The sequence below is a fragment of the Citrobacter sp. Cpo089 genome (assembly GCF_030332695.1).
Classification (GTDB): domain Bacteria; phylum Pseudomonadota; class Gammaproteobacteria; order Enterobacterales; family Enterobacteriaceae; genus Citrobacter; species Citrobacter portucalensis.
In genome coordinates this window covers 63,675-83,108 of sequence record NZ_JAOWHJ010000032.1, presented here as the reverse complement: position 1 = coordinate 83,108, position 19,434 = coordinate 63,675, and the positions used below count along the sequence as shown (strand labels likewise).

The 19,434-nt window shown below is 48.1% G+C and carries 25 protein-coding genes, 1 tRNA gene and 2 pseudogenes; 10 read left to right on the top strand and 18 right to left on the bottom strand.

What is annotated here, in order from left to right:
- Both OGX92_RS05220 and uspF read left to right on the top strand, forming a co-directional pair.
- Positions 1-353: pseudogene (locus OGX92_RS05220) on the top strand (IS1-like element IS1B family transposase); the annotation flags it as partial.
- A gap of 204 nt (positions 354-557) precedes the next feature.
- The gene (gene uspF / locus OGX92_RS05215; protein ID WP_048221179.1) at positions 558-992 is read left to right on the top strand and encodes a universal stress protein UspF; all 435 of its coding nucleotides are present in this window, start codon (positions 558-560) and stop codon (positions 990-992) included.
- Between the two features lie 438 nt (positions 993-1,430).
- On the opposite strand, the gene OGX92_RS05210 is transcribed toward uspF, so the two are convergent.
- Positions 1,431-1,619, bottom strand: coding sequence for a hypothetical protein (locus tag OGX92_RS05210; protein ID WP_048221178.1), 189 nt, complete (start codon positions 1,617-1,619; stop codon positions 1,431-1,433).
- A gap of 144 nt (positions 1,620-1,763) precedes the next feature.
- Between OGX92_RS05210 and OGX92_RS05205 the strand changes: the two genes are divergently transcribed.
- Positions 1,764-2,138: a FlxA-like family protein gene (locus OGX92_RS05205; protein ID WP_286586305.1), complete on the top strand. Its 375-nt coding sequence runs from the start codon at positions 1,764-1,766 to the stop codon at positions 2,136-2,138.
- Between the two features lie 311 nt (positions 2,139-2,449).
- Here OGX92_RS05205 and OGX92_RS05200 read toward each other — a convergent pair whose 3' ends face one another.
- The 7 genes from OGX92_RS05200 to OGX92_RS05170 all read right to left on the bottom strand — a co-directional run bounded on the left by OGX92_RS05200 (position 2,450) and on the right by OGX92_RS05170 (position 6,697).
- The gene (locus OGX92_RS05200; protein ID WP_286586304.1) at positions 2,450-3,055 is read right to left on the bottom strand and encodes a hypothetical protein; all 606 of its coding nucleotides are present in this window, start codon (positions 3,053-3,055) and stop codon (positions 2,450-2,452) included.
- A 13-nt stretch (positions 3,056-3,068) separates the two neighbouring features.
- Positions 3,069-4,109, bottom strand: coding sequence for a DUF968 domain-containing protein (locus OGX92_RS05195; protein WP_286586303.1), 1,041 nt, complete (start codon positions 4,107-4,109; stop codon positions 3,069-3,071).
- Positions 4,106-4,465 (bottom strand): RusA family crossover junction endodeoxyribonuclease, encoded by a 360-nt coding sequence (locus OGX92_RS05190; RefSeq protein WP_191215634.1) that lies wholly within the window; start codon positions 4,463-4,465, stop codon positions 4,106-4,108. Before OGX92_RS05190 ends, OGX92_RS05195 begins: the two co-directional genes overlap by 4 nt.
- Positions 4,466-4,467: 2 nt before the next feature.
- A complete protein-coding gene (locus OGX92_RS05185) occupies positions 4,468-4,668 on the bottom strand; it encodes a hypothetical protein (protein WP_048235144.1) in 201 nt (66 codons plus the stop codon).
- Between the two features lie 129 nt (positions 4,669-4,797).
- Positions 4,798-5,043, bottom strand: coding sequence for a hypothetical protein (locus OGX92_RS05180; RefSeq protein ID WP_191215633.1), 246 nt, complete (start codon positions 5,041-5,043; stop codon positions 4,798-4,800).
- Between the two features lie 45 nt (positions 5,044-5,088).
- Positions 5,089-5,322, bottom strand: a complete 234-nt coding sequence (locus OGX92_RS05175) for a DinI-like family protein (protein ID WP_191215632.1) — start codon at positions 5,320-5,322, stop codon at positions 5,089-5,091.
- Positions 5,323-5,605: 283 nt separating this feature from the next.
- On the bottom strand, positions 5,606-6,697 hold the full coding sequence (locus OGX92_RS05170; protein WP_057068807.1) for a permease: 1,092 nt from the start codon (positions 6,695-6,697) through the stop codon (positions 5,606-5,608).
- A gap of 100 nt (positions 6,698-6,797) precedes the next feature.
- Here OGX92_RS05170 and OGX92_RS05165 point away from each other — a divergent pair, with 100 nt between their 5' ends.
- Entirely contained in the window at positions 6,798-7,094 is a 297-nt protein-coding gene (locus OGX92_RS05165; RefSeq protein WP_038641364.1) for an ArsR/SmtB family transcription factor, read from the top strand.
- A gap of 67 nt (positions 7,095-7,161) precedes the next feature.
- Here OGX92_RS05165 and arsC read toward each other — a convergent pair whose 3' ends face one another.
- The 9 genes from arsC to OGX92_RS05120 all read right to left on the bottom strand — a co-directional run bounded on the left by arsC (position 7,162) and on the right by OGX92_RS05120 (position 13,983).
- Positions 7,162-7,587, bottom strand: coding sequence for a glutaredoxin-dependent arsenate reductase (arsC, locus tag OGX92_RS05160; RefSeq protein ID WP_038641366.1), 426 nt, complete (start codon positions 7,585-7,587; stop codon positions 7,162-7,164).
- Positions 7,588-7,599: 12 nt separating this feature from the next.
- The gene (gene arsB / locus OGX92_RS05155; RefSeq protein ID WP_286586302.1) at positions 7,600-8,889 is read right to left on the bottom strand and encodes an arsenite efflux transporter membrane subunit ArsB; all 1,290 of its coding nucleotides are present in this window, start codon (positions 8,887-8,889) and stop codon (positions 7,600-7,602) included.
- Between the two features lie 47 nt (positions 8,890-8,936).
- Positions 8,937-10,688 carry an arsenite efflux transporter ATPase subunit ArsA gene (arsA, locus tag OGX92_RS05150; RefSeq protein ID WP_115258733.1) on the bottom strand — a complete coding sequence of 584 codons (1,752 nt, stop codon included), beginning with the start codon at positions 10,686-10,688 and terminating at the stop codon, positions 8,937-8,939.
- A 17-nt stretch (positions 10,689-10,705) separates the two neighbouring features.
- A complete protein-coding gene (arsD, locus tag OGX92_RS05145; protein ID WP_044711234.1) occupies positions 10,706-11,068 on the bottom strand; it encodes an arsenite efflux transporter metallochaperone ArsD in 363 nt (120 codons plus the stop codon).
- Positions 11,069-11,114: 46 nt separating this feature from the next.
- On the bottom strand, positions 11,115-11,468 hold the full coding sequence (gene arsR / locus OGX92_RS05140) for an As(III)-sensing metalloregulatory transcriptional repressor ArsR (protein ID WP_191215630.1): 354 nt from the start codon (positions 11,466-11,468) through the stop codon (positions 11,115-11,117).
- Between the two features lie 123 nt (positions 11,469-11,591).
- A complete protein-coding gene (locus OGX92_RS05135) occupies positions 11,592-12,137 on the bottom strand; it encodes a replication protein P (RefSeq protein ID WP_236019163.1) in 546 nt (181 codons plus the stop codon).
- Positions 12,049-12,960, bottom strand: a complete 912-nt coding sequence (locus OGX92_RS05130; protein ID WP_236019164.1) for a DnaT-like ssDNA-binding domain-containing protein — start codon at positions 12,958-12,960, stop codon at positions 12,049-12,051. The genes OGX92_RS05135 and OGX92_RS05130 overlap by 89 nt, the downstream gene beginning before the upstream one ends.
- A 252-nt stretch (positions 12,961-13,212) precedes the next feature.
- The gene (locus OGX92_RS05125; RefSeq protein ID WP_100194299.1) at positions 13,213-13,767 is read right to left on the bottom strand and encodes a toxin YdaT family protein; all 555 of its coding nucleotides are present in this window, start codon (positions 13,765-13,767) and stop codon (positions 13,213-13,215) included.
- Positions 13,768-13,770: 3 nt separating this feature from the next.
- Positions 13,771-13,983, bottom strand: a complete 213-nt coding sequence (locus tag OGX92_RS05120) for a helix-turn-helix domain-containing protein (RefSeq protein ID WP_003832309.1) — start codon at positions 13,981-13,983, stop codon at positions 13,771-13,773.
- 105 nt (positions 13,984-14,088) lie between these two features.
- Between OGX92_RS05120 and OGX92_RS05115 the strand changes: the two genes are divergently transcribed.
- The 6 genes and pseudogenes from OGX92_RS05115 to OGX92_RS05090 all read left to right on the top strand — a co-directional run bounded on the left by OGX92_RS05115 (position 14,089) and on the right by OGX92_RS05090 (position 19,231).
- Positions 14,089-14,469, top strand: a complete 381-nt coding sequence (locus tag OGX92_RS05115; protein WP_204192289.1) for a helix-turn-helix domain-containing protein — start codon at positions 14,089-14,091, stop codon at positions 14,467-14,469.
- Positions 14,470-14,762: 293 nt separating this feature from the next.
- Positions 14,763-14,903 (top strand): annotated as a pseudogene (locus tag OGX92_RS05110) (hypothetical protein); the annotation flags it as partial.
- A 45-nt stretch (positions 14,904-14,948) separates the two neighbouring features.
- Positions 14,949-15,287, top strand: a complete 339-nt coding sequence (locus OGX92_RS05105; protein WP_286586301.1) for an RrF2 family transcriptional regulator — start codon at positions 14,949-14,951, stop codon at positions 15,285-15,287.
- 141 nt (positions 15,288-15,428) lie between these two features.
- Positions 15,429-17,900: a 3'-5' exonuclease gene (locus tag OGX92_RS05100; protein ID WP_286586299.1), complete on the top strand. Its 2,472-nt coding sequence runs from the start codon at positions 15,429-15,431 to the stop codon at positions 17,898-17,900.
- Positions 17,901-17,970: 70 nt separating this feature from the next.
- Positions 17,971-18,213: a DUF4224 domain-containing protein gene (locus tag OGX92_RS05095; protein WP_071667664.1), complete on the top strand. Its 243-nt coding sequence runs from the start codon at positions 17,971-17,973 to the stop codon at positions 18,211-18,213.
- Positions 18,188-19,231, top strand: a complete 1,044-nt coding sequence (locus tag OGX92_RS05090) for a tyrosine-type recombinase/integrase (RefSeq protein WP_204192291.1) — start codon at positions 18,188-18,190, stop codon at positions 19,229-19,231. Before OGX92_RS05095 ends, OGX92_RS05090 begins: the two co-directional genes overlap by 26 nt.
- Before the next feature lie 66 nt (positions 19,232-19,297).
- On the opposite strand, the gene OGX92_RS05085 is transcribed toward OGX92_RS05090, so the two are convergent.
- Positions 19,298-19,387 (bottom strand) — tRNA-Ser (locus OGX92_RS05085).
- Positions 19,388-19,434 lie beyond the last annotated feature (47 nt).

The window sequence follows — 19,434 nt, the reverse complement described above, 5'->3', positions numbered from 1 at the left end:
GGGCTAAATCGCGCCAGCGCTGGCTGTTTTACGCGTATGACAGGCTCCGGAAGACGGTTGTTGCGCACGTATTCGGTGAATGCACTATGGCGACGCTGGGGCGTCTTATGAGCCTGCTGTCACCCTCTGACGTGGTGATATGGATGACGGATGGCTGGCCGCTGTATGAATCCCGCCTGAAGGGAAAGCTGCACGTAATCAGCAAGCGATATACGCAGCGAATTGAGCGGCATAACCTGAATCTGAGGCAGCACCTGGCACGGCTGGGACGGAAGTCGCTGTCGTTCTCAAAATCGGTGGAGCTGCATGACAAAGTCATCGGGCATTATCTGAACATAAAACACTATCAATAAGTTGGAGTCATTACCAGTGGAGTCTTAAGCAACTCTGATACTTGAACAATACCTACATAATGAATCCTGCCCCCCAGAATCATTAGATTGAAAGCGCAAATAGTATGAAGGTACCAATTCGTAAGTTTTGCCAGCCAAGACACATTTTTTTTTGTCCCAGATACTAAACTTCCTGCCGAACAAAAAACAAACAGGATGGCTAAAATGTACAACTCTATTTTAGTACCAATTGATGTTTCTGAGACTGACTTAACACGGCAAGTTATCCCCTATGTTCAGGCTCATTCTGTATTAAATACTGCTAAAGTACATTTTCTAACAGTAGTTCCCACATTGCCTTATTACTCATCTTTAGGTCTGGCATATTCAGCAGAAATGCCAAAATTAAAAGACATTCAGCACGCTGCATTATTGAAACTGGATGAAATCGTGAAGCAATTCAAAATCCCTGCGGGAAAAACCCAAACACATGCAGCCGCTGGGTCACCAAAGGATCAAATACTTAATCTCGCTAAATCAATCGATGCTGACTTAATCATTATTGCCTCACATCGTCCAGACATTTCAACCTACCTCTTAGGATCGAATGCAGCCGCCGTTGTCCGACACGCTGGTTGCCCTGTACTTGTAGTTCGATAAGAAATGAATCGCCACGCGCTTAGATGACATTCCGTTAGCTAGAATTACACTATCAAAATGCAAGAAAAAGGCCCATTCCATGGAGTGGGCCTGAAAAGAAGTATTTTGATTAACGTGATGCCGGGTGCCTCCCGGTGGACTTTGGCTGACAAACCATGACCCGTGTGCACTAAGCATGTCATTCCATGACTTTGTTTACTGTCAGTTTCACCCCTCCGCTTAGGGGGATTCATCACAATTACGTCAAAACGAGAGCTTTTACTAGATGCTCTATAACTTTAGAACCAATAAGAAAAACCTGCAATCAAACAGCACTATTATTCTAAAAGGATCAGACTTCACGGGCTTGATTTATCAACAAAGCACGTAGAGAGTGATACCCGTGAGCCCGAAATGGAAAAGGCCACCATGCGGCTGCCTCGAAGTAAGTGCGGTTGTTTATATAGGTGGAGTAAGAGGACCTTCAAACACCTCTGCTTCACCGTTATGACAAATGTCATCGCCTCTGGTCAGATGCCAGACACCTGTGATTGTTTTACCCGTTTCCAGATCATCAACAGTGTCATTCGTGTAGTACGCCACCTGTACAACACCGACATGCTGAATCCAGTAGTAACCTTCTTTCATAAGCTCCTCCGCGATACTCAGCAGATAGTTTAGAGTGGTACAAATAATGCTGTGGTGCAGGAAGCCACAACTTAACCTTTGCTAATAAAGTAATTTCGAAAGATGACGATAATGGGTAATAAATGTAAGCCCGGAGGAACCACCATGAGTATGACAGTTAGCACTTTGAGTCAGGACATACTGCAAAGCACAGTAAAACAAGTACCTTCAAGTACTGGCAACTCTGTTTCACAACAAATTCAAAACCTGAAAAAACAAATTGGTGAGTTGACAAAAGAGCTCAGCGCCATGGGTTCAAAAATAAATGAAGTAACCTCCGAAGATGAGGCAAAACTGCTTAAACAGCAGATGGAAATGATTCAAAGGCAAATCGAGTCTATATACGCAAAAATTGCTCAATTACAAAAACAAGAAGCAGAAAAAAACCAAATGGTATCGGGAGCATTACCTACGGTAAGTGACAAATCAGGTTCGAACGTTGCAGGGAATAATACTAAAAATATTGATGTCTACGTTTAGCAGCTACCCCCAACCATTTTTCCTTTGAGTTAAAAACGAAAAAGCACTGGAGCGTTGTGAGAACTTGTTTTCAAGTTAACGATTCAGCACGGCGATATGACAGGGGTACTGGTGTAATACACCTCGCGAATACCCCTGTCGTATCGCCGGAAAGCAAAAACCCCGCGCTGGCGGGGTTCTCGTTATATTCAAATTGTTCGCTTTTCGTCGCTGCCATCGTGGCGCAGCTCTGCCAAGCATGAATGGATTATCTAACTTTCTGGGTAGTTTTCAATACCAGACACAAAAAACAGCACAAAAAAGCAAAAATATTATTCCTTGCTTTCCAAAAGTGCTTTCGCTGACAAGAACACCTTTGCTCTGAAAATCTGTAAACACCACTTCACTCGCTCTCTGGCCTTTTCTTGTGTCAGCCATGGCGCAATCGCCTGCAGTTCCCGGGTTATGTCTGAGACTTTTTTTCGGGTGGTGTAATACTGAAGACCAACAACATAAACCGGATCGTTTATATCCAGCGCCTGCAGTACGCATTGCTCAACAAAATCGACATCGTCACTATGCAGGGCCTCGTCAATTACACTGGTGGGTGACTGGGGCCAGAGAATGCTGTGTGCCCTGTTCATTGCCTGCTGTCCACGGAATCCCTCTTCTCTCGCCTGATTTAACGCAACGGTGAATCGCTCGAGTGCCTTATCTGACCAGTTCCGTCCCTTAAGCACATTCCAACACGCATGTCCTCGCGGCAAACGAGGAGCAGTTTTTCCTCCCACACCTTCCCCCCAGGTAGTGAGCAGGGACTTAATCCATCCGGACTGGATCCCCGTCAGGAGGATACATTTACCGAGCCAACTTTTACGCGGCGCAGATGCTGCTTTACCAAGTGCTTCAAAATGATTGCGGCGTTGACGTGGTGTCATCCTGTTTTTCTCCTTACGCCAGAACACCGAGCCCGTAAGCCCGGTCCAGCACTCTGATAATCATTACCAGCTGAGGTACATGCTTTCGCTCAAACTTCACCGGGTCGTTATGTAGTTCTGTATGGCACTGACGACACAAAGGGATCGCGAAAATATCATGCGCCTTCGTTGCCATACCTCCCTGCCCCCAGCCAATTAAATGGTGTGGGTCATCGGATGGTTTGCCACAGCATTCGCAGGGCTGTGTTTTAATCCATTCCAGATATCCGGGGGCCGTCCAGCGGATCCGCTTTGGACGTTTCATAAAGGTTTGCGGGGACTCAGGATCGACCAGAACACCAACTACGGGCTTAACCGCAGGCACCTGCTCTGGCAGCATGTTCACGGTTACTGTGCTGGCTTTGGCTGTAATGATGCTGGTGGCGGTTACACCCGATTCGATATCGCATTCACGCATGACTGACTGATGCTCTTCCGGAGGAATACGAAGCGCCCGTCTGGCTACTGATTCGGGAATTGCGTCAGTAACCCCCATGCGTACCGCCCACCAGCAAAGCTCCGGCAGCGAAAGTTCTCTGGACGGATCCTGATTAAGCGCCACCATGATGCTGTTGATAATCCAGTTAAAAACATTACGTCTTGCCAGTTCTGCAAGTTGTTCGCTGTAGTGGTCGCGCAAATGGTTATCACAATGTCCGCACAGAAGAACCGATCCGGGTTCATGGCGCAGGAGAGTTAACTCGTGATAATGGTAATCGCTGTGTGGCCACTGACAGCAATGGCCGCCATAACGCATAAGCCAGTAATCAAGGCCACTCAAACCACCAGCAGCCTTAATAACCTTTTCATCAAGGAAGAACGGTCGCAGGGACTCGTCACTGGCAAGCGGCTGGCGAACGTCAGGAACACGGCCAGCAGGCAACCGTTCCATTCCTGCCGGCTGGCTTTCTACCAGCACACGTTCACAACTGAATAATGACATCAGCTCGCTGCCCGGCTTGAGCAGCACAATTCCAAGCTCACGCGCAACCACCGGCTTCAGCAGCGCCCTCATTCTGCTATCTCCCCAATAATTATTTGTCCCTTCTCTCCCCATAATTTAGTGACGCGTGAATCCCAGATGTGGGCGTCATCTTCGTAAATAGCATCCATCAGGGCTTTCATCATGTTGTCGAAATCAGGTTTAGTCTGGTGTGGTTTACCGTTGAAATCAGCCCGTTTCTTTTTGCTCCAGCTCGCTGGCATCGGAAGAATGAAGGTGACATGCGAACCGCTTTCCGGCAGCTCAACACCCTGCAGACGAACTTCATCACAGAAAGCCCGGTAACGCAGAACCTCGGGGCGCTTTTTCCATTTGTCAGCGCGCGTCATTCTGGGCTTGCCCATGGGGGTGATATCGTAGACTTTCACACTCACCTCCAGATCCGTTGTTGCCAGGTTCTGTCCTGACGCGGAGGCTTAGATACTTCTGGCAAGAACGCGCTGATCGTCCAGTGAATAAAGTCATTATCCAGACTGCGCTCTGTCTTAATCTGCTTTGCGCGATAGCGGGCTTCCAGTTCGTCAGCCTGCTCAGTGGTGAGTTGGGTATGTTGAAACCAGCTTTTCTTCATAACGCACCTCTGGATGCGGCAAAAAGAAAATCGCTGGCGTTGGTTAACGTCAGTATGTGGGATTGCTTGAATTGATCTTGCGCCATGGGGCTTTTCTCCTGTGGCGCAGCAGGTATAGGTTGTTCAGGCCTATGACGGGAGTGTAACAGAATTCTTTGTAACGCGATAACCAGCCCTTTCCAGCATCTGAGTAAACAACGTCGGTGTACCAATAATTTCATTATCCTGAAGAGGCATGAAAGACACCATGCTACCGCGACGGTACATCAGGGCGCGCTCACACTCGGGAAATGATTGCAGTCTGGCAACGATGACTCCATCGTGACATCTGATGACTGCGTAGCCTTTTTGGGGCAATTCTAATTTTTCTTTCACTTAAACTCCCCCATGCAAACGGGATAAAAGCAACACCCAAAATAATTAATAAAACCAGTCGCCAGCACTTTCCCAGGTCTCCTGGAGAATCGTCTCAATTTTCTTTTTATCTTCCTTGTTACCACCAAGAACACTTAAGCCATCAGAACCTGCACGACGTATGCTCAGGCTGCAGTTCTCATACTGATTACCCAACCTTTTAAGTAACTCTTTCTCCAGCGCCGGAACTGCTCCCTTTGGAAGTTCTTTAGTACGATCAATGGTGAGTTCAACTTTCATATTAGCCTCCACTGCAATACTGTACATTTGTACAGTACACCGATACATTGAAATGATCAATGACTTAAGAGCACAAATTGCTAACCTTTGCCTATCAATTAGATGCAAAAAAACCCGCCGAAGCGGGTTCAATCCAATGCGGACTTGTTGTTTGAACACCATAGTAAGTATGGAGATATCAACGTCCTTAAATTTGGATAACTGTATTGATGGGGATTGATTGCACAACTTTCATACGCTCGCCCCCCCTGCAACTTTTTCTGGTTCTGTCTAACATACCCAATCAAAATAACAACTGTGTCAGGTATCCCATAATAATCGCCATGCCCAAAATAACGGTCAGGAATGCAGCAATCAAGGGTGTTTTGAACATTGATTTAAGCAGTATTACTTCCGTCAGACTAGCTCCAGCGCTACCAATAATCAGAGCCATTACTGCTCCCGTTCCCATGCCTTTATCCATCAAGACTGATGCCAACGGAATTACTGCCTCAGCACGTATATACAAAGGTATTCCAATAACTGCACTTAATGGAATCGCAAACGGATTATCATGCCCGGCATGAGCAGCAATCCACTCTGCAGGTATAAAACCGTAGATAAACGACCCTATAACAATACCTAACATCAGATAAGGTAATACATCTTTAAATTGAGTCCAGGCATCCTGAAATGCCAGACGTATCGCACCAGGATCTCTTACTACACTTTTCGGGAAGAATTGTTTATTTGTTTGACCTGTCTCGCAGCTCAATTCACAATTTGTGCCCCGAAATGCTGAGAAACTCTTAAACGTTTCTTGTGGTTTAGAACAACTATTAGCCCCTATGTCCTGTTGATTTGATACAGAACAGCAAGCTGAAACACTCCGTAGTTTAGTTTCAAGAGTTTTTCCACTGCTAACACCACAACAGCTAGCCAGCGGTTTTGATGTTTCGACAATATGTCGGTCAAAACCAAGCACATCTAACAAAATACTTGCCAGTACGGAAACTGTTGCAGCTATAACAGCGTATAGCAGGGTAACTTTCCAACCAAAAGTAACCCACATCAGACCAATGATTATCGGGTTAAGCAGAGGTGAAACAAACAAAAATGTAAGTGTTGGACCGAAGCCTGCTTTTGCTGATAACAGTCCGCGTAACATGGGAATTGTAGAGCAGCTGCAAAACGGTGTTACAGCTCCTAACAGCGATGCAAGTATGTAACCTCTCCCCTTTCTCGCCCCTAACATTCTTTGAATCTTTTGGTCCGGAATTTTTTGCCTGATAAGGCTAACACCCGCACTAATCAGAAAAAAAAGCGCAGACAACTCGACAGCAAGAAACAAGAACATCTCTGCCGCGTTAGTAAACATAGAAATCCAGCTATTCATGAAACCTCCCATAAACTATATTTCTAGAATAATCGAACTATTGAGGTTAGATCAACATATTTCTGGTATTATCGAAATATCACTAGACGAGGAAGGCACCATGCAACTAGAAGAAGTAGCTAAAGCTATGAAAGAATTAGGACATCCGACACGTTTGTTTATTTTCAAACACCTTGTTAAAGCCGGTGAACAAGGTTTACCTGTAGGTGATCTACAAAAACAACTTGCGATTCCATCTTCAACACTGAGTCATCATATATCCGCTCTTGTTTCCGTAGGTCTGGTCAAACAAAATCGCGAAAGCCGATCCTTAATCTGCGTTTCTCAATATGACAAGTTAGAGTCGATTATTGATTTTCTACGCGAAGAATGTTGCATCAACAGTCCAAAGATTTAAATCGAGGCAATCCATTGTTTTTATTTGATAAAGGAGCCGCCTAAATAACAGGCGGCTCTCCTGTCGCTTATTTCAATTTTTTGCCTGCATCATCAACGACTTTCTCGCCATCTTCCTTGGCGAAAGCCCCTTTCTGAGCATCAGGAAGGATATCCAGAACAACTTCAGAAGGACGGCACAGTTTGGTTCCCAGCGGTGTTACAACGATGGGGCGATTAATCAGGATCGGATGCTGCAACATAAAGTTAATTAACTGGTCGTCAGTAAATTTATCTTCGGCAAGACCCAGTTCCTCATATGGCTCGACGTTCTTACGTAGTAACGCCCGGACGGAAATGCCCATATCAGCAATGAGTTTGACCAGCTCATCGCGTGAAGGTGGAGTCTCAAGGTAAAGAATAACGGTCGGCTCATTACCGCTGTTGCGGATCATCTCCAGCGTGTTACGCGATGTGCCGCAGGCTGGGTTGTGATAAATGGTGATGTTGCTCATATCAGTATCTCATTACAAAGTGAAAGAGAGACGTAGCGCCAGCGCGGCCAGCGTTACAAACAGCACAGGCAGAGTCATGACGATCCCGGTGCGGAAATAGTATCCCCAGGTGATGGTCATATTCTTCTGTGAAAGTACGTGTAGCCAGAGCAGCGTTGCCAGGCTACCAATAGGGGTAATTTTCGGCCCCAGATCGCAGCCAATGACGTTGGCATAAATCATTGCTTCTTTGATAACGCCCGACGCGGTACTGCCATCAATCGACAATGCGCCAATCAATACGGTAGGCATGTTATTCATGATAGAAGAGAGGAATGCGGTCAGGAATCCCGTTCCCAGCGTGGCTGCCCACAGGCCTTTATCTGCGAGTAAGTTCAGCACGTCAGACAAATATTCTGTCAGCCCTGCGTTACGCAGCCCATAGACCACCAGATACATTCCCAGCGAGAAGATCACGATCTGCCATGGTGCCCCACGCAACACTTTACCGGTGTTAATGCCGTGACCTTTTTTTGCCACAGCAAACAGGATTGCTGCCCCTACTGCTGCAATGGCACTGACCGGAATACCCAGTGGTTCGAGTACAAAAAAGCCCACTAATAAAAGAATTAATACAATCCAACCTGTTCTGAATGTTGCCAGATCTTTGATGGCTTTTGCGGGCTCTTTCAGTCGTGCAAGATCATAAGTGGGCGGGATATCTTTGCGGAAAAATAGATGCAGCATCACCAGAGTGGCGACGATGGCGGCGATATCCACCGGCACCATTACCGAGGCATATTCCGTGAATCCCAGTTTGAAGAAATCAGCCGAAACGATATTGACCAGGTTCGATACGATAAGCGGCAAGCTGGCGGTATCGGCAATAAACCCTGCGGCCATCACGAAAGCAAGTGTGGTGCTTTTACTGAAGCCAAGCGCCAGGAGCATAGCGATAACAATCGGCGTCAGAATAAGTGCCGCGCCATCGTTGGCAAACAGTGCCGCGACTGCCGCGCCGAGCAGAACGATATACGTAAACAGAAGGCGGCCACGACCGTTCCCCCAGCGAGAAACGTGCAGCGCTGCCCATTCGAAAAAACCTGACTCATCAAGCAACAGACTGATGATAATAACGGCGATAAATGTTGCCGTCGCGTTCCAGACGATATTCCACACCACCGGAATATCAGCAATGTGAATCACACCCGATGCCAGAGCCAGTATGGCCCCCAGCGTGGCGCTCCAGCCAATCCCTAATCCCTTTGGCTGCCAGATAACCAATATGATGGTCAGGATAAAAATGGCTCCTGCCAGTAACATATAACCTCCTGAAAGGGCAGCAATGCTGCCCCGAATGATGGTAATAACTAACCCGCGAGTTGTTTGAGTTTATCGATGCCGGTTGGTTCTGACGCCAGTACGGGTACAAGTGCTACACGGCTGGCATGTAGATTTTTAACGCTCTCGATCTGCGGACGTTCCTGCTGCGCTCGCAAGCGGAGCAGCGGTGAACGGGTATCCGCGATGGAAAGGCTGTTATTGATAATCCAGCCCCAGGGGTGAATTCCTGCACGTTCAAGGTCGGCCTGTAAATTTGCCGCCTCAAGTACCGGCGTGGTTTCCGGTAGCGTGACCAGTAACACTTTGGTTCGCTCCGGGTCCTGCAGTTGCATCATCGGTGTGGTGAAATGGCCTTTTTCCCCCATTTTTCTGGCAATCTCGCGGTGATATGCCCCGGTGGCATCAAGCAGCAAGAGCGTGTGTCCGGTCGGTGCCGTATCCATCACCACGAAGCGCTTACCCGCCTCACGAATCACCCGTGAAAAGGCCTGGAATACCGCAATTTCCTCGGTGCAGGGTGAGCGTAAGTCCTCTTCCAGCAGGCGTTTTCCCGCATCGTCCAGTTCTTTTCCCTTCGTCTCAAGAACATGCTGACGATAGCGTTCAGTTTCCTCGAGAGGATCGATCCTGCTGACCTGCAGATTGTTGAGGCTGCCGTTGAGGGTTGTGCTGAGATGCGCTGCAGGATCAGATGTTGTCAGATGGACATCAAATCCCATTTCGGCCAGTCTGACAGCAATGGCAGCCGCCATCGTGGTTTTCCCTACACCACCTTTACCCATCAGCATGATCAGGCCATGCTCATTACGGGCAATATCATCGACCAACGCAGAAAGTGACGGAATGTCAGGGCGCTGTTGAATGTATTCTTCAGAGGATGACGCCTCTATAGGCTGAGTGGAGAGAAGTCCGCTGAGTGCAGACACGCCGACCATATTGACCGGCTGGAGGAATAACGTGTCAGTTGGCAGACCGGAAAGATCAGAGGGAAGATTGGACAGCGCCTCCTGTTCACGGTCCCATATTGCCGCAGCCAGTGTATCGTTTGCTGCTTCAGTTTTGGGCAGAACGCCGTTGATGACCAGGTACTGATTTTTAAGACCGATGGCGGCAAGCTCCAGATGAGTCCGGGCAACTTCCTGCAACGTGGATTTTTGCAGACGAGCAACCAGAACCAGTCGGGTACGTGCTGGATCAGATAATGCTTCAACAGCCTGGGCATACTGTTCACGCTGTTTTTCCAGACCGGCCATCGGGCCGAGGCAGGACGCACCCTCGGGATTGCTATCAATAAAGCTACTCCAGGCACCTGGCAACTGGAGAAGGCGAATGGTATGACCCGTCGGTGCGGTATCAAAAATGATATGGTCAAACCGGGTCAGTAGAGAAGCATCTGTCAGTAATCCGGTAAATTCATCAAAAGCCGCAATCTCTGTTGTGCATGCCCCCGACAGTTGTTCGTTGATGCTGGAAACGACGTCATCAGGCAGGATGCCTTTAATGGGGTCAACGATTCTGGCCCGGTACTGTTGTGCAGCGGCCTGAGGATCAATCTCAAGAGCCGATAATCCTGGAACAGAAGCTACTGGCTGAATGGTATTGCCAATCGTCTGTCCAAACACCTGACCTACGTTTGAGGCCGGATCGGTACTGACCAGCAGCACCCGTTTCCCCTGTTCTGCCAGACGGATCGCCGTGGCGCATGAAATAGAGGTTTTACCAACGCCTCCTTTACCAGTAAAAAACAGATAAGGGGGGATATTCTGTAAGAAGTTCATATGTCCTCCTGACATACTTAACAACAAGAAGTATTACCACCACAGCAGATTGTTGGCGCTAATCCCACTTTCTCCAGTGGAATGCCAAACCAGCGAGCCAGCTCAGCGCGTTTCGGATAACGCCCAGCCATCACTGTTTCGCCATCCAGTAACAACAATGGCAAACCTTCTGCCCCGGAAGCCTCAATAAACGCTTTGACCTTCTCGTTCTGTACAAAGCTCATCGGTTGTTGTGCGAGATTGAAACGCTCAATTTGTACACCACGTTGTTTGAGCCATTGTACATCCGCAGAAAAATCGACCAGAGCCTGATCAACATCTGTACCGCAGACTCCGGTGCTGCAACACATCGCTGGGTCAAATACCGTTAACGTTTTCATTTCAATACCTCACATTTGAAAAAACATATATGTTCAGGCAAATTTTTTAGATGCAGACAGCCTTCCCGCTACCAGAGCAGTTGGCTGAAACCAGCTTACGGGCGATGGCCTGAACGTCGTCCTGTTGGCTTAACCAGGCCTGCTCAATAATCTGAGCAGCCCAGGAAGGAATATGCGGGGATAAGCGGTAATGAACCCATTTCCCCTGCTTGCGATCCAGCAATAATCCACTTTCCCGAAGCATCGCCAGATGGCGGGAGATCTTGGGCTGAGATTGTTCCAGCGCAGTGCAGAGATCGCACACGCACAGCTCTCCCATCTCTCTAAGCAATAACACGATACCCAACCGGGTTTCATCTGAGAGATTTTTGAAAAGTTGTAGAGAAGTTAGTTCAACCATTTTAATCTCCTGAATTCTCTCCGTAGTTTCCTGCAATAGTTGAGTGCCGTCAACTATCATATTCGAAAATTCAAATATGATAGTTACGTGAATTTCATTTCGTGTTTACAATTTGTTTATTCTTCAATTCGTTAACCCTGCCGCTTTTCGACGCCTGTATTCATCCATCAGTAGTTGCGCTGGCGTTGGCCCCGCCGGATGGTGCGGCGCCGCCAGTTGACGTCGAATTGGTGGGACACTTAGTCCGTTACCAACATGCTTCGACCACTTCGTAAGTAATTTTTCTGCCAGTCGTTTCAGCTCCCCCTCTGTCATTTGTCGTTCTACACCCGTTCTGCGCATTTCGATGCAGATGTGATACAGCACAGGCTGAGGCCATGGATATTTATCGCTACCTGAATACCGATATGACTCATTGCGCCAGCGCCGGTATTCCGCCATAACCTGCTCCGACGTCAACCCAAATGGATTCGCACCACTCTCTGAAACCAGAGAAACAAACTCCGCCAGGTCAGGCGGCCATGTATTTCCCATCGCGCAGCGCTCCATGCACTGCTGACAGACCAGCCGAATTTGAGGTTCAGTCATCGAACCTATCTGGGCTATCCAGATAGGCGAAGGCTCCGCACCGTTCTTCTGGGTCCATCGGTTCGAATACACCTCCCCCATGACCTGCCACAGTCGCCAGGCTGTTTCCGTCGCCATCAAGTCCATTCCTGCGGCGCCACTCTGCGTGTGCTGACTGAATTTGCTGGACTGCCCGGGATGCTGTTGGTTCTGATCTTGCTCCCACATGACTGTTACCTCCGGTTTCTGGTTTAACCTGCGTTCTCACCCGGGCTACATGTCGGGCAAATTTTTGTTCCCACTGGATTTGCGTAAAAACTTTCCCTTCCGACTCCCAGTACGCGGTGAATTCTGCGAGTTCAGTCAGAAGGTAATCTGGTTCAGGTAGGGAGATACCCCACGATGCGGCGCGCTGTCGGAAGTCTCTGGAGGGAAGCCAGCTATCTGCCATGCTGAATTTCCCGATCGGTTCATCAACACCGTCCAGGTATCGGGGCATGGCCGGGGATGGCAGTTCCTCCCCATTCGAATTTTTCATCGCACCCGCGTTAAGAGAGGGGTTTAAGATCTGTTTACTGCTAACTGCTTTCTGGATACCTGATGGCAAAGGTTTAGCCAAAGACTTAGCCTTATCCTTAGGCAAGGCGAAAGCCTTATCAAAAGCCATCCCCATAGCGTCAGAAACCCCGTAGCAAGCGGCTTTGAGAGCTTCATATGCTTTATCTTTCAGTGAACATTCAGGCAGTAATTCAAACGATCTTGCCCAGGATTTGATCACGTTTACTGATGCTGGCGGGTTATGTTTCACCGCATTAGGCAACCAAAAAACTCTGGCTTTAAGATCGGCTTCCACCATACCTAACGCTATGGCTTCACCTAAGGCTAAGTCGAAGGCTTCGACATCCCAGTTTAATTCTTCGGCCATAGCCGCCCTTCCCGCCTTATACAGCCCGGGAATAATCCCTGTGAATGGACCTGTAAGCAGGTAAATAAACAGACTCTGCCCACTTGGCGGGAGTGATGATAAGGCACGAAACTTAGGATCATCCCACATGGTGATCTTCACCTTACGGTAAGGCTCGTTACTAGCCTTACTCTTAGGCATGGCCTTAGCCAAAGGATTAGGCATACTTCACCCCGCGAGTTGCAGTAATAATGGTCATTGGTCAAAACTCGATTAAAACAATTGCGGCGCTACGGCGCTTATGCTCGCCAGTAGTGGTCCCGCCGCGTCAGCAGGTAACATGTTGAACAACGCGATTGCCGCCTCACGAATTTCCTTCTCCAGTTTCTGTAACGGAGCGCCGATTAATTTCGCCTGATGTGCCTCACTGCATTCTTTGATAGCGCTTGCCACCAACTCCGCTTCTGTGCTCGCATTACTTAGCCCGTGTTTCCTGGCAATCTGAACTGGCATAGCAGCAATGATTGAGCCTGACAGCTGCATAACGTAAGCCGTATACTTTTCTGACCCCCCTTCGTTTTTCAGATACCGGAATAAATTCTGCTTATTAACAGCAATTCCGCGGCCATCTGCCTTGGCCCACTCTTCGGCCACCAGCTGAGCGATCCGTTCCTGTGCCTGTCCTGGTAATGTCGATTCCCATTCACGAACGGCGGCCAATATGACACGGTGGTGGATGCTGTCACGGCACTGGGGTTTAAATTGATTTTGCGATTTCACCGCAGCGGCTACTCGTGGTTTATTATGGGTATAAGCTACTGATTGCATCTTTCAGACCTCGCTTTGTGGCGGAAATACACTATCAAGAGAGCAGGTGCGCCCTAACTCGTTAAGCTTCTCCACAATCAATCTGCATTCCGGTAGGCCAGGCTGACGTGTTCCGTTCTCATAATTTGAGAGCCTTGACTGACGCCACCCGAATAATTTGGCTAATTGCTCTTGAGTTAAACCGAGCGCTTGCCGTTCTTTGGCGATGTTGTTCATCTTGTCCTCACATATAGTGTTTAGCTGAATTAAACACACAATGTGTTAGATAGTCAAGACGAAACGTTCTTTGAGCGTTAACACGTAACGTGGTAAAAATCAGTAATGAATATAAACACTGCAATTGCCGCCAGACTTAAGCAGCTACGCGAACAGAAAAACATGTCGCAATCTAAACTCGCAGAGTTATGTGGGTGGGCTCAGTCACGCATCGGGAACTATGAAGCAGGTCGCCGCAATGTGGGCGTTAATGACGCTATAACGATATCTAAAGCTCTCGGAATTAGCCCGGCTGAGCTAATGTTTGGTGATGATCACGCCGAATCATGGTTAACGCCAAAACATCGTAAGTTGATTACTCTTTTTGACCAGTTGCCGGAGTCTGAACAAGACAGAATGATCGATACCTTTCAATTGCGGCTGAAAGAAATTGATGAGTATGTCGAGAAGTACCTTCGGGGACGATTAAAGCCAACTGACGACTAAGCTACAATTTTTAACAATCTAACCAGCCTACTTGGCTGGTTTTTTTATGCCTTTTACCTTCCCTTTTCCCATATCGTTATCATCAACACCACCTTAAACACACGTTGTGTTGACTTTTAAACACAATTAGAGTTTAAATATAAACACAGTTTGAAAAACGTCATCAAGGCAGGACGCCCACGAAGTAGCTGCCGGCGGCATACGAATCACCGGATGAGATGACAAGTATTAACACGCAGCAGGTTCAACGTTCCGCCAGCCTGGCGACAAGGGCAACGCAAGAGGATAAATCCATGATCGATTTCGCACGTAAACCAGTGCGGTGTCAGGCCGTTCATCTAAATCGCATTGAAGTAATCATTCGACTGATTTGCTACATGCTCGCCCAGAAGGGCGACCCGTCTGCCGACCAACAGATTGCAGTTCGTTCATAACGAGTTTGACCAATGGCTGTTGCCAGCATCAGTAAGGAAGTGACTATGGAGTTTGGAATGAAACGTGTGGTGGCATCTGTTCAGGTGGTTGCCATCCTCAACAGGATTTACAACGGCAGCCCTGTTTCCATCGCATCTATCAGTAAGGAATCAAAGCTGTCTGTGTCTTACCTCGAGCAGATTTTCTCGAAGCTGCGCACCAGTGAAATTGTCACCAGCCAGCGTGGTGCTGGTGGCGGATACCACCTTAGCAAAGCAAATCCCAGCGTGGCTGACGTCGTTCGCGCCGTTACTCATACGCCTGATTCATTTGAACCCGTGCTGAATGCTCTGGAGTGGGTTCCCGTCACACAACTGGCGCAGGGAAAATCCCCTACCCCATAAAGCACAAAACCCGCGCAAGGCGGGTTAAGTACCCGGTCAGCCGACCAAAGCTTTCCGGAACGAGTTTTGACCAATAACCACTACCTTAGGCGGCGATCATCAGTTGCCGGGTATCTTACAATCCAATGGAGCCCGAACGCAATGTTAACGTATGCGTATCTTATTAAAGCCAAAGCGAAAGCAACTGAGGCAAAAAACCTGTTTTGCTGGTTCTCTGCGAAATCAGATTCCCGTGCAGAACGCGAAATCCTCAATATTCTCGAAGACAACAATATTGCCGTCGGTCGTGGCGCCGACTATCAATTACCTGTCCGCACCAACTGGTTTGTTGTTGACGATCTTCCTGAGGAAAGCACACTTGATGACACATGGTGCGATCGTTACGAACTGGCAGAAGACCAGCAAACGTGGCAACTGAAACAGAAGCCGGATAATGAAAATCTGGAGGGTTCCAGCCAGCAAAAACCTGAAACCTCCAGTGCCAATGTACCCACCAGCGATGCGCCAGCATTGCTCCGCCCCATATCTCGCCTGCGCCTGTCTCAGCGGCTGATTGCGCACCTGTTAAATGACGGTGAAGAGAAGGAAATCAGTGAAGCGCGGCACGTCCAGATCGGACAAATGGAACTGGACGAAAATGATCTCTATATACAAAACCTGTTACTGGCCGTTGCAAATGTGCCAGCGGCGAAAGAGCTTTCTGCTCATGTCGAGTGGAACCTGGCAAACGCAATAAAAGAAGTCTTCGACCGTGAGCAGGTCTATAACATTGCTTCATTTGAGGAATTTATTACCGAATGGATTGCGGAACCGAAAGCGCGGACTCAAACCGTGCAGGAGTGGGTTAACGATAAGAAAGCACGAATTGTGGGTGAAGAGCCCACCGTTCCACCTGTAACGCCAGAACTCATTACCGTTGCGACTCTCCCGCTACGCCAGCGCCTTTTGGCTCAGTTTATTTCTGATGAATATGCTTACCATATTGATACTGAACAGAAGAAAACCATTCAGGAACTTGAGCTGGATGTGGATAACAGCTATGTGCAGAACCTGCTGCTTGCCGCCGAGAATGTAGAACCATTCAGGAAAGCGCCAGAGATCGATATCTGGAAAATTGTTAGCGCGCTAAAAACTATTTTCCCGGTTGATGGTAAACGAGTAGATCTGTCTACCGTAATTCAGTTTTTTAAGGCCTGGTTCAGTACTGAACACATTGACCGCGGATTGCTGGTTAAAGAGTGGTGTAAGGGCAATCGTGTGTCGCAGATTCAGCGCACTGATTCCGGAACCAACGCTGGTGGAGGCAATAAGACCGATCGCAACCCGGAACTTGTCCACACGCTGGACACTCTGGACATTGATATTGCGCTGGCCACACTTCCAATGGATTTCAACATCTACGATATCCCAGGTGGCGTTTTCCGTCGTGCAAAAGAGATCATTGCTAAAAACGAAAGCCCGTTCAAAGAGTGGTCCGTCGCCCTGCGCAAACGCGCCGGCATCCTGGATTATTCCCGTGCCGCTATTTTCGCACTTATTCGCAGTGCAGAAGAAAACGCTCACCATTTCCCGGAACTGCTGAGCCGTTACATCAATAAGAACCTGACTGAAACCGACCACCAGCACCCAACTGAAGAAACTCTGGTGGCAGCCGGTCACGTGCCAGAAAAAAGCTGGGAAAACGAGATTAACGAGAAAGTCACAGCTGAACAGAAGGCAGGAGTCGAACAACCAGAAATCGCCAACATGGGCAACGGTGTGTTCTCCATCGATGGCCTGATGGGGAACCAGCAAGCGCCAGCGCTTTCTGTCGTAGACCAGGTACGCCAGCGCGCCATCGAGGATAAGTTACATCATACCCATACAGAGGAAGCCACCAGCAATGTGCAGATGGAAGAAACTGACAAAAACGAAATCAAAGCTAATCCTGAAGTGTCTCAGAGCGAAACAGCAGTTTTGCCAGTTAAAAGCGCTGATGCAACTGGTGACGCGTCAGCTTCCCTGAATAATGAACCCGTTCACCATATTGATACGGATACCCTGAACGCTTTTTATACTCACCTGATGGTTGATATGGAAACTATGGGCAACAGTCCTGATGCCCCAATAGTCTCTATCGGCGCTGTATTTTTCGAGCCTTCATCTGGTAACACTGGTGCCGAGTTTTACCAGGTTGTCAGTCTGGAGTCATCGATGTCGTTTGGCATGAAACCGGATGCGTCAACAATTCAGTGGTGGTTGAAACAATCATCTGAAGCCCGTTCTGCAATTCTGGTTGATGAGGCCATGGGGCTGCGTGAAACCCTTGAACTACTGGCTGACTTTATTGCTGAAAATGCTGCTAACGGTAGCCACACTGTTCAGCTGTGGGGTAATGGATGCTCGTTTGATAACGTCATTCTCCGCCGCGCATATGCATTAACAGAAACTCCCTTCGCTGTTCCGTTCTGGAATGACAGGGACGTAAGGACCATGGTCGAACTGGGTAAATCCGTCGGTATAAATCCACGCTTCGACACCCCGTTTGAAGGCGACATGCACAATGCGCTTTCTGACGCCCGACACCAGGTCAAATACGTCTCTGCAATCTGGCAACGCTTGACCGCAAACTGATTTTCTAATTTCACAATTTATGGATCCTGCCTGGTATGTTTTTACAGGCAGACCATCAGAGAGATGAGCCATGCACGAACTTACACTGTCTCCTCAGGAAATTGCAGAAATTACTGGCTATCAGCGCTACACCCACCAGCAGCGACAGCTGCGGTGTCACGGCATACCGTTCACCACTGATGGGCGGAACCGCCCAATTGTATTGCGCAGAAGTATTGATCCCGGAGTTTCTGAATTACCTAAGGTCGATGAATATGTTGCACTTGAGCCAAATTACGACGCAATCAATGGGCAGACCAAGAAAAGATCCTAAAGACAAGCACCTCCCGCCACGCGTAACTAAAAACCGTTATAGCTATGTGTGGAAGCCAATAGGAACAAAACAAAGCGTAACTCTTGCACCTATTACCGGGACAAGTATGTCCCGGCTATGGGCGCGTTATGAGGAAGAAAAAGCTAAACGTTCAGACGTAATGACATTTTCTAAACTATGGAAGTTATTCACCAGCAGCCCGGCTTTTGCTGAACTGGCTCCACGAACGCAGACTGATTACAGGTCATATGAAAAAAACCTGGTCCCAGTGTTCGGGAATATGCGAGCAGATGACATAAAAATTGAGATGGTCAGGATCTATATGGATAAACGTGGCCAACGCAGTATTAACCAGGCAAACCAGGAACTCGGCGGGATGTCGCGTGTTTTCTCATGGGGGTATGAACGAGGGTATGTGAAAGGAAATCCGTGCAAAGGAGTACGCAAGTTCTCTTTAAAAGCCCGTGACGTGTACGTGACAGACGAAGAATATCAGGCAATTTATGAAGAGGCAGCACCAGCTCTCCGGGTTGGCATGGAGATATCTTACTTATGTGCAGCTCGCGTTTCCGATGTTCTATCTCTCAAATGGTCGCAAGTAAGCGAGGAAGGCATTTTTATCCAGCAAGGAAAGACAGGGACAAAACAAATCAAAGTCTGGACCGAGAGGCTACATAACGCGATCGAACTTGCGAAGACTCTGGGCGGCCGGGAAACCGTTATTTGTAGCAGTAAAAAAACTAAATATTCGAAAAGTGGGTTTAACGATCTGTGGGAAACAGCAAGGGAAGCAGCAGGAAGAAAACTTGATAGAAAACTGCCGTGTACTTTTCATGATCTCAAAGCCAAGGGAATATCTGATTACGAAGGCTCGAGTAAGGACAAACAACTTTTCTCAGGTCACAAAACTGAAAGCCAAGTTGTGGTTTATGACAGAAAAGTGAAAATTTCTCCCACACTGGATCTTCCAGTATTGGGCAAATCAGAAGATGATGATGGCGAGTTTTATACCAAGTGAATATACCAACACTATACCAAGTGTGACATGAGTCGTTGAAAGGAATTGAGCTAAGTGTTTGAATAGTGGCGGAGAGAGGGGGATTTGAACCCCCGGTAGAGTTGCCCCTACTCCGGTTTTCGAGACCGGTCCATTCAGCCGCTCTGGCATCTCTCCGTTTTGGCGGTTGCCATGATGCCAGGTAATTTGGCATTTTAACAGAC

Excerpts from the sequence above, each read along its gene's own strand:
- uspF (WP_048221179.1), top strand. The coding sequence starts at position 558 with ATGTACAACTCTATTTTAGTACCAATTGATGTTTCTGAGACTGACTTA.
- OGX92_RS05210 (WP_048221178.1), bottom strand. The coding sequence starts at position 1,619 with ATGAAAGAAGGTTACTACTGGATTCAGCATGTCGGTGTTGTACAGGTG.
- OGX92_RS05205 (WP_286586305.1), top strand. The coding sequence starts at position 1,764 with ATGAGTATGACAGTTAGCACTTTGAGTCAGGACATACTGCAAAGCACA.
- OGX92_RS05200 (WP_286586304.1), bottom strand. The coding sequence starts at position 3,055 with ATGACACCACGTCAACGCCGCAATCATTTTGAAGCACTTGGTAAAGCA.
- OGX92_RS05195 (WP_286586303.1), bottom strand. The coding sequence starts at position 4,109 with ATGAGGGCGCTGCTGAAGCCGGTGGTTGCGCGTGAGCTTGGAATTGTG.
- OGX92_RS05185 (WP_048235144.1), bottom strand. The coding sequence starts at position 4,668 with ATGAAGAAAAGCTGGTTTCAACATACCCAACTCACCACTGAGCAGGCT.
- OGX92_RS05175 (WP_191215632.1), bottom strand. The coding sequence starts at position 5,322 with ATGAAAGTTGAACTCACCATTGATCGTACTAAAGAACTTCCAAAGGGA.
- OGX92_RS05170 (WP_057068807.1), bottom strand. The coding sequence starts at position 6,697 with ATGAATAGCTGGATTTCTATGTTTACTAACGCGGCAGAGATGTTCTTG.
- OGX92_RS05165 (WP_038641364.1), top strand. The coding sequence starts at position 6,798 with ATGCAACTAGAAGAAGTAGCTAAAGCTATGAAAGAATTAGGACATCCG.
- arsC (WP_038641366.1), bottom strand. The coding sequence starts at position 7,587 with ATGAGCAACATCACCATTTATCACAACCCAGCCTGCGGCACATCGCGT.
- arsB (WP_286586302.1), bottom strand. The coding sequence starts at position 8,889 with ATGTTACTGGCAGGAGCCATTTTTATCCTGACCATCATATTGGTTATC.
- arsA (WP_115258733.1), bottom strand. The coding sequence starts at position 10,688 with ATGAACTTCTTACAGAATATCCCCCCTTATCTGTTTTTTACTGGTAAA.
- arsD (WP_044711234.1), bottom strand. The coding sequence starts at position 11,068 with ATGAAAACGTTAACGGTATTTGACCCAGCGATGTGTTGCAGCACCGGA.
- arsR (WP_191215630.1), bottom strand. The coding sequence starts at position 11,468 with ATGGTTGAACTAACTTCTCTACAACTTTTCAAAAATCTCTCAGATGAA.
- OGX92_RS05135 (WP_236019163.1), bottom strand. The coding sequence starts at position 12,137 with ATGGGGGAGGTGTATTCGAACCGATGGACCCAGAAGAACGGTGCGGAG.
- OGX92_RS05130 (WP_236019164.1), bottom strand. The coding sequence starts at position 12,960 with ATGGCCGAAGAATTAAACTGGGATGTCGAAGCCTTCGACTTAGCCTTA.
- OGX92_RS05125 (WP_100194299.1), bottom strand. The coding sequence starts at position 13,767 with ATGCAATCAGTAGCTTATACCCATAATAAACCACGAGTAGCCGCTGCG.
- OGX92_RS05120 (WP_003832309.1), bottom strand. The coding sequence starts at position 13,983 with ATGAACAACATCGCCAAAGAACGGCAAGCGCTCGGTTTAACTCAAGAG.
- OGX92_RS05115 (WP_204192289.1), top strand. The coding sequence starts at position 14,089 with ATGAATATAAACACTGCAATTGCCGCCAGACTTAAGCAGCTACGCGAA.
- OGX92_RS05105 (WP_286586301.1), top strand. The coding sequence starts at position 14,949 with ATGGAGTTTGGAATGAAACGTGTGGTGGCATCTGTTCAGGTGGTTGCC.
- OGX92_RS05100 (WP_286586299.1), top strand. The coding sequence starts at position 15,429 with ATGTTAACGTATGCGTATCTTATTAAAGCCAAAGCGAAAGCAACTGAG.
- OGX92_RS05095 (WP_071667664.1), top strand. The coding sequence starts at position 17,971 with ATGCACGAACTTACACTGTCTCCTCAGGAAATTGCAGAAATTACTGGC.
- OGX92_RS05090 (WP_204192291.1), top strand. The coding sequence starts at position 18,188 with ATGGGCAGACCAAGAAAAGATCCTAAAGACAAGCACCTCCCGCCACGC.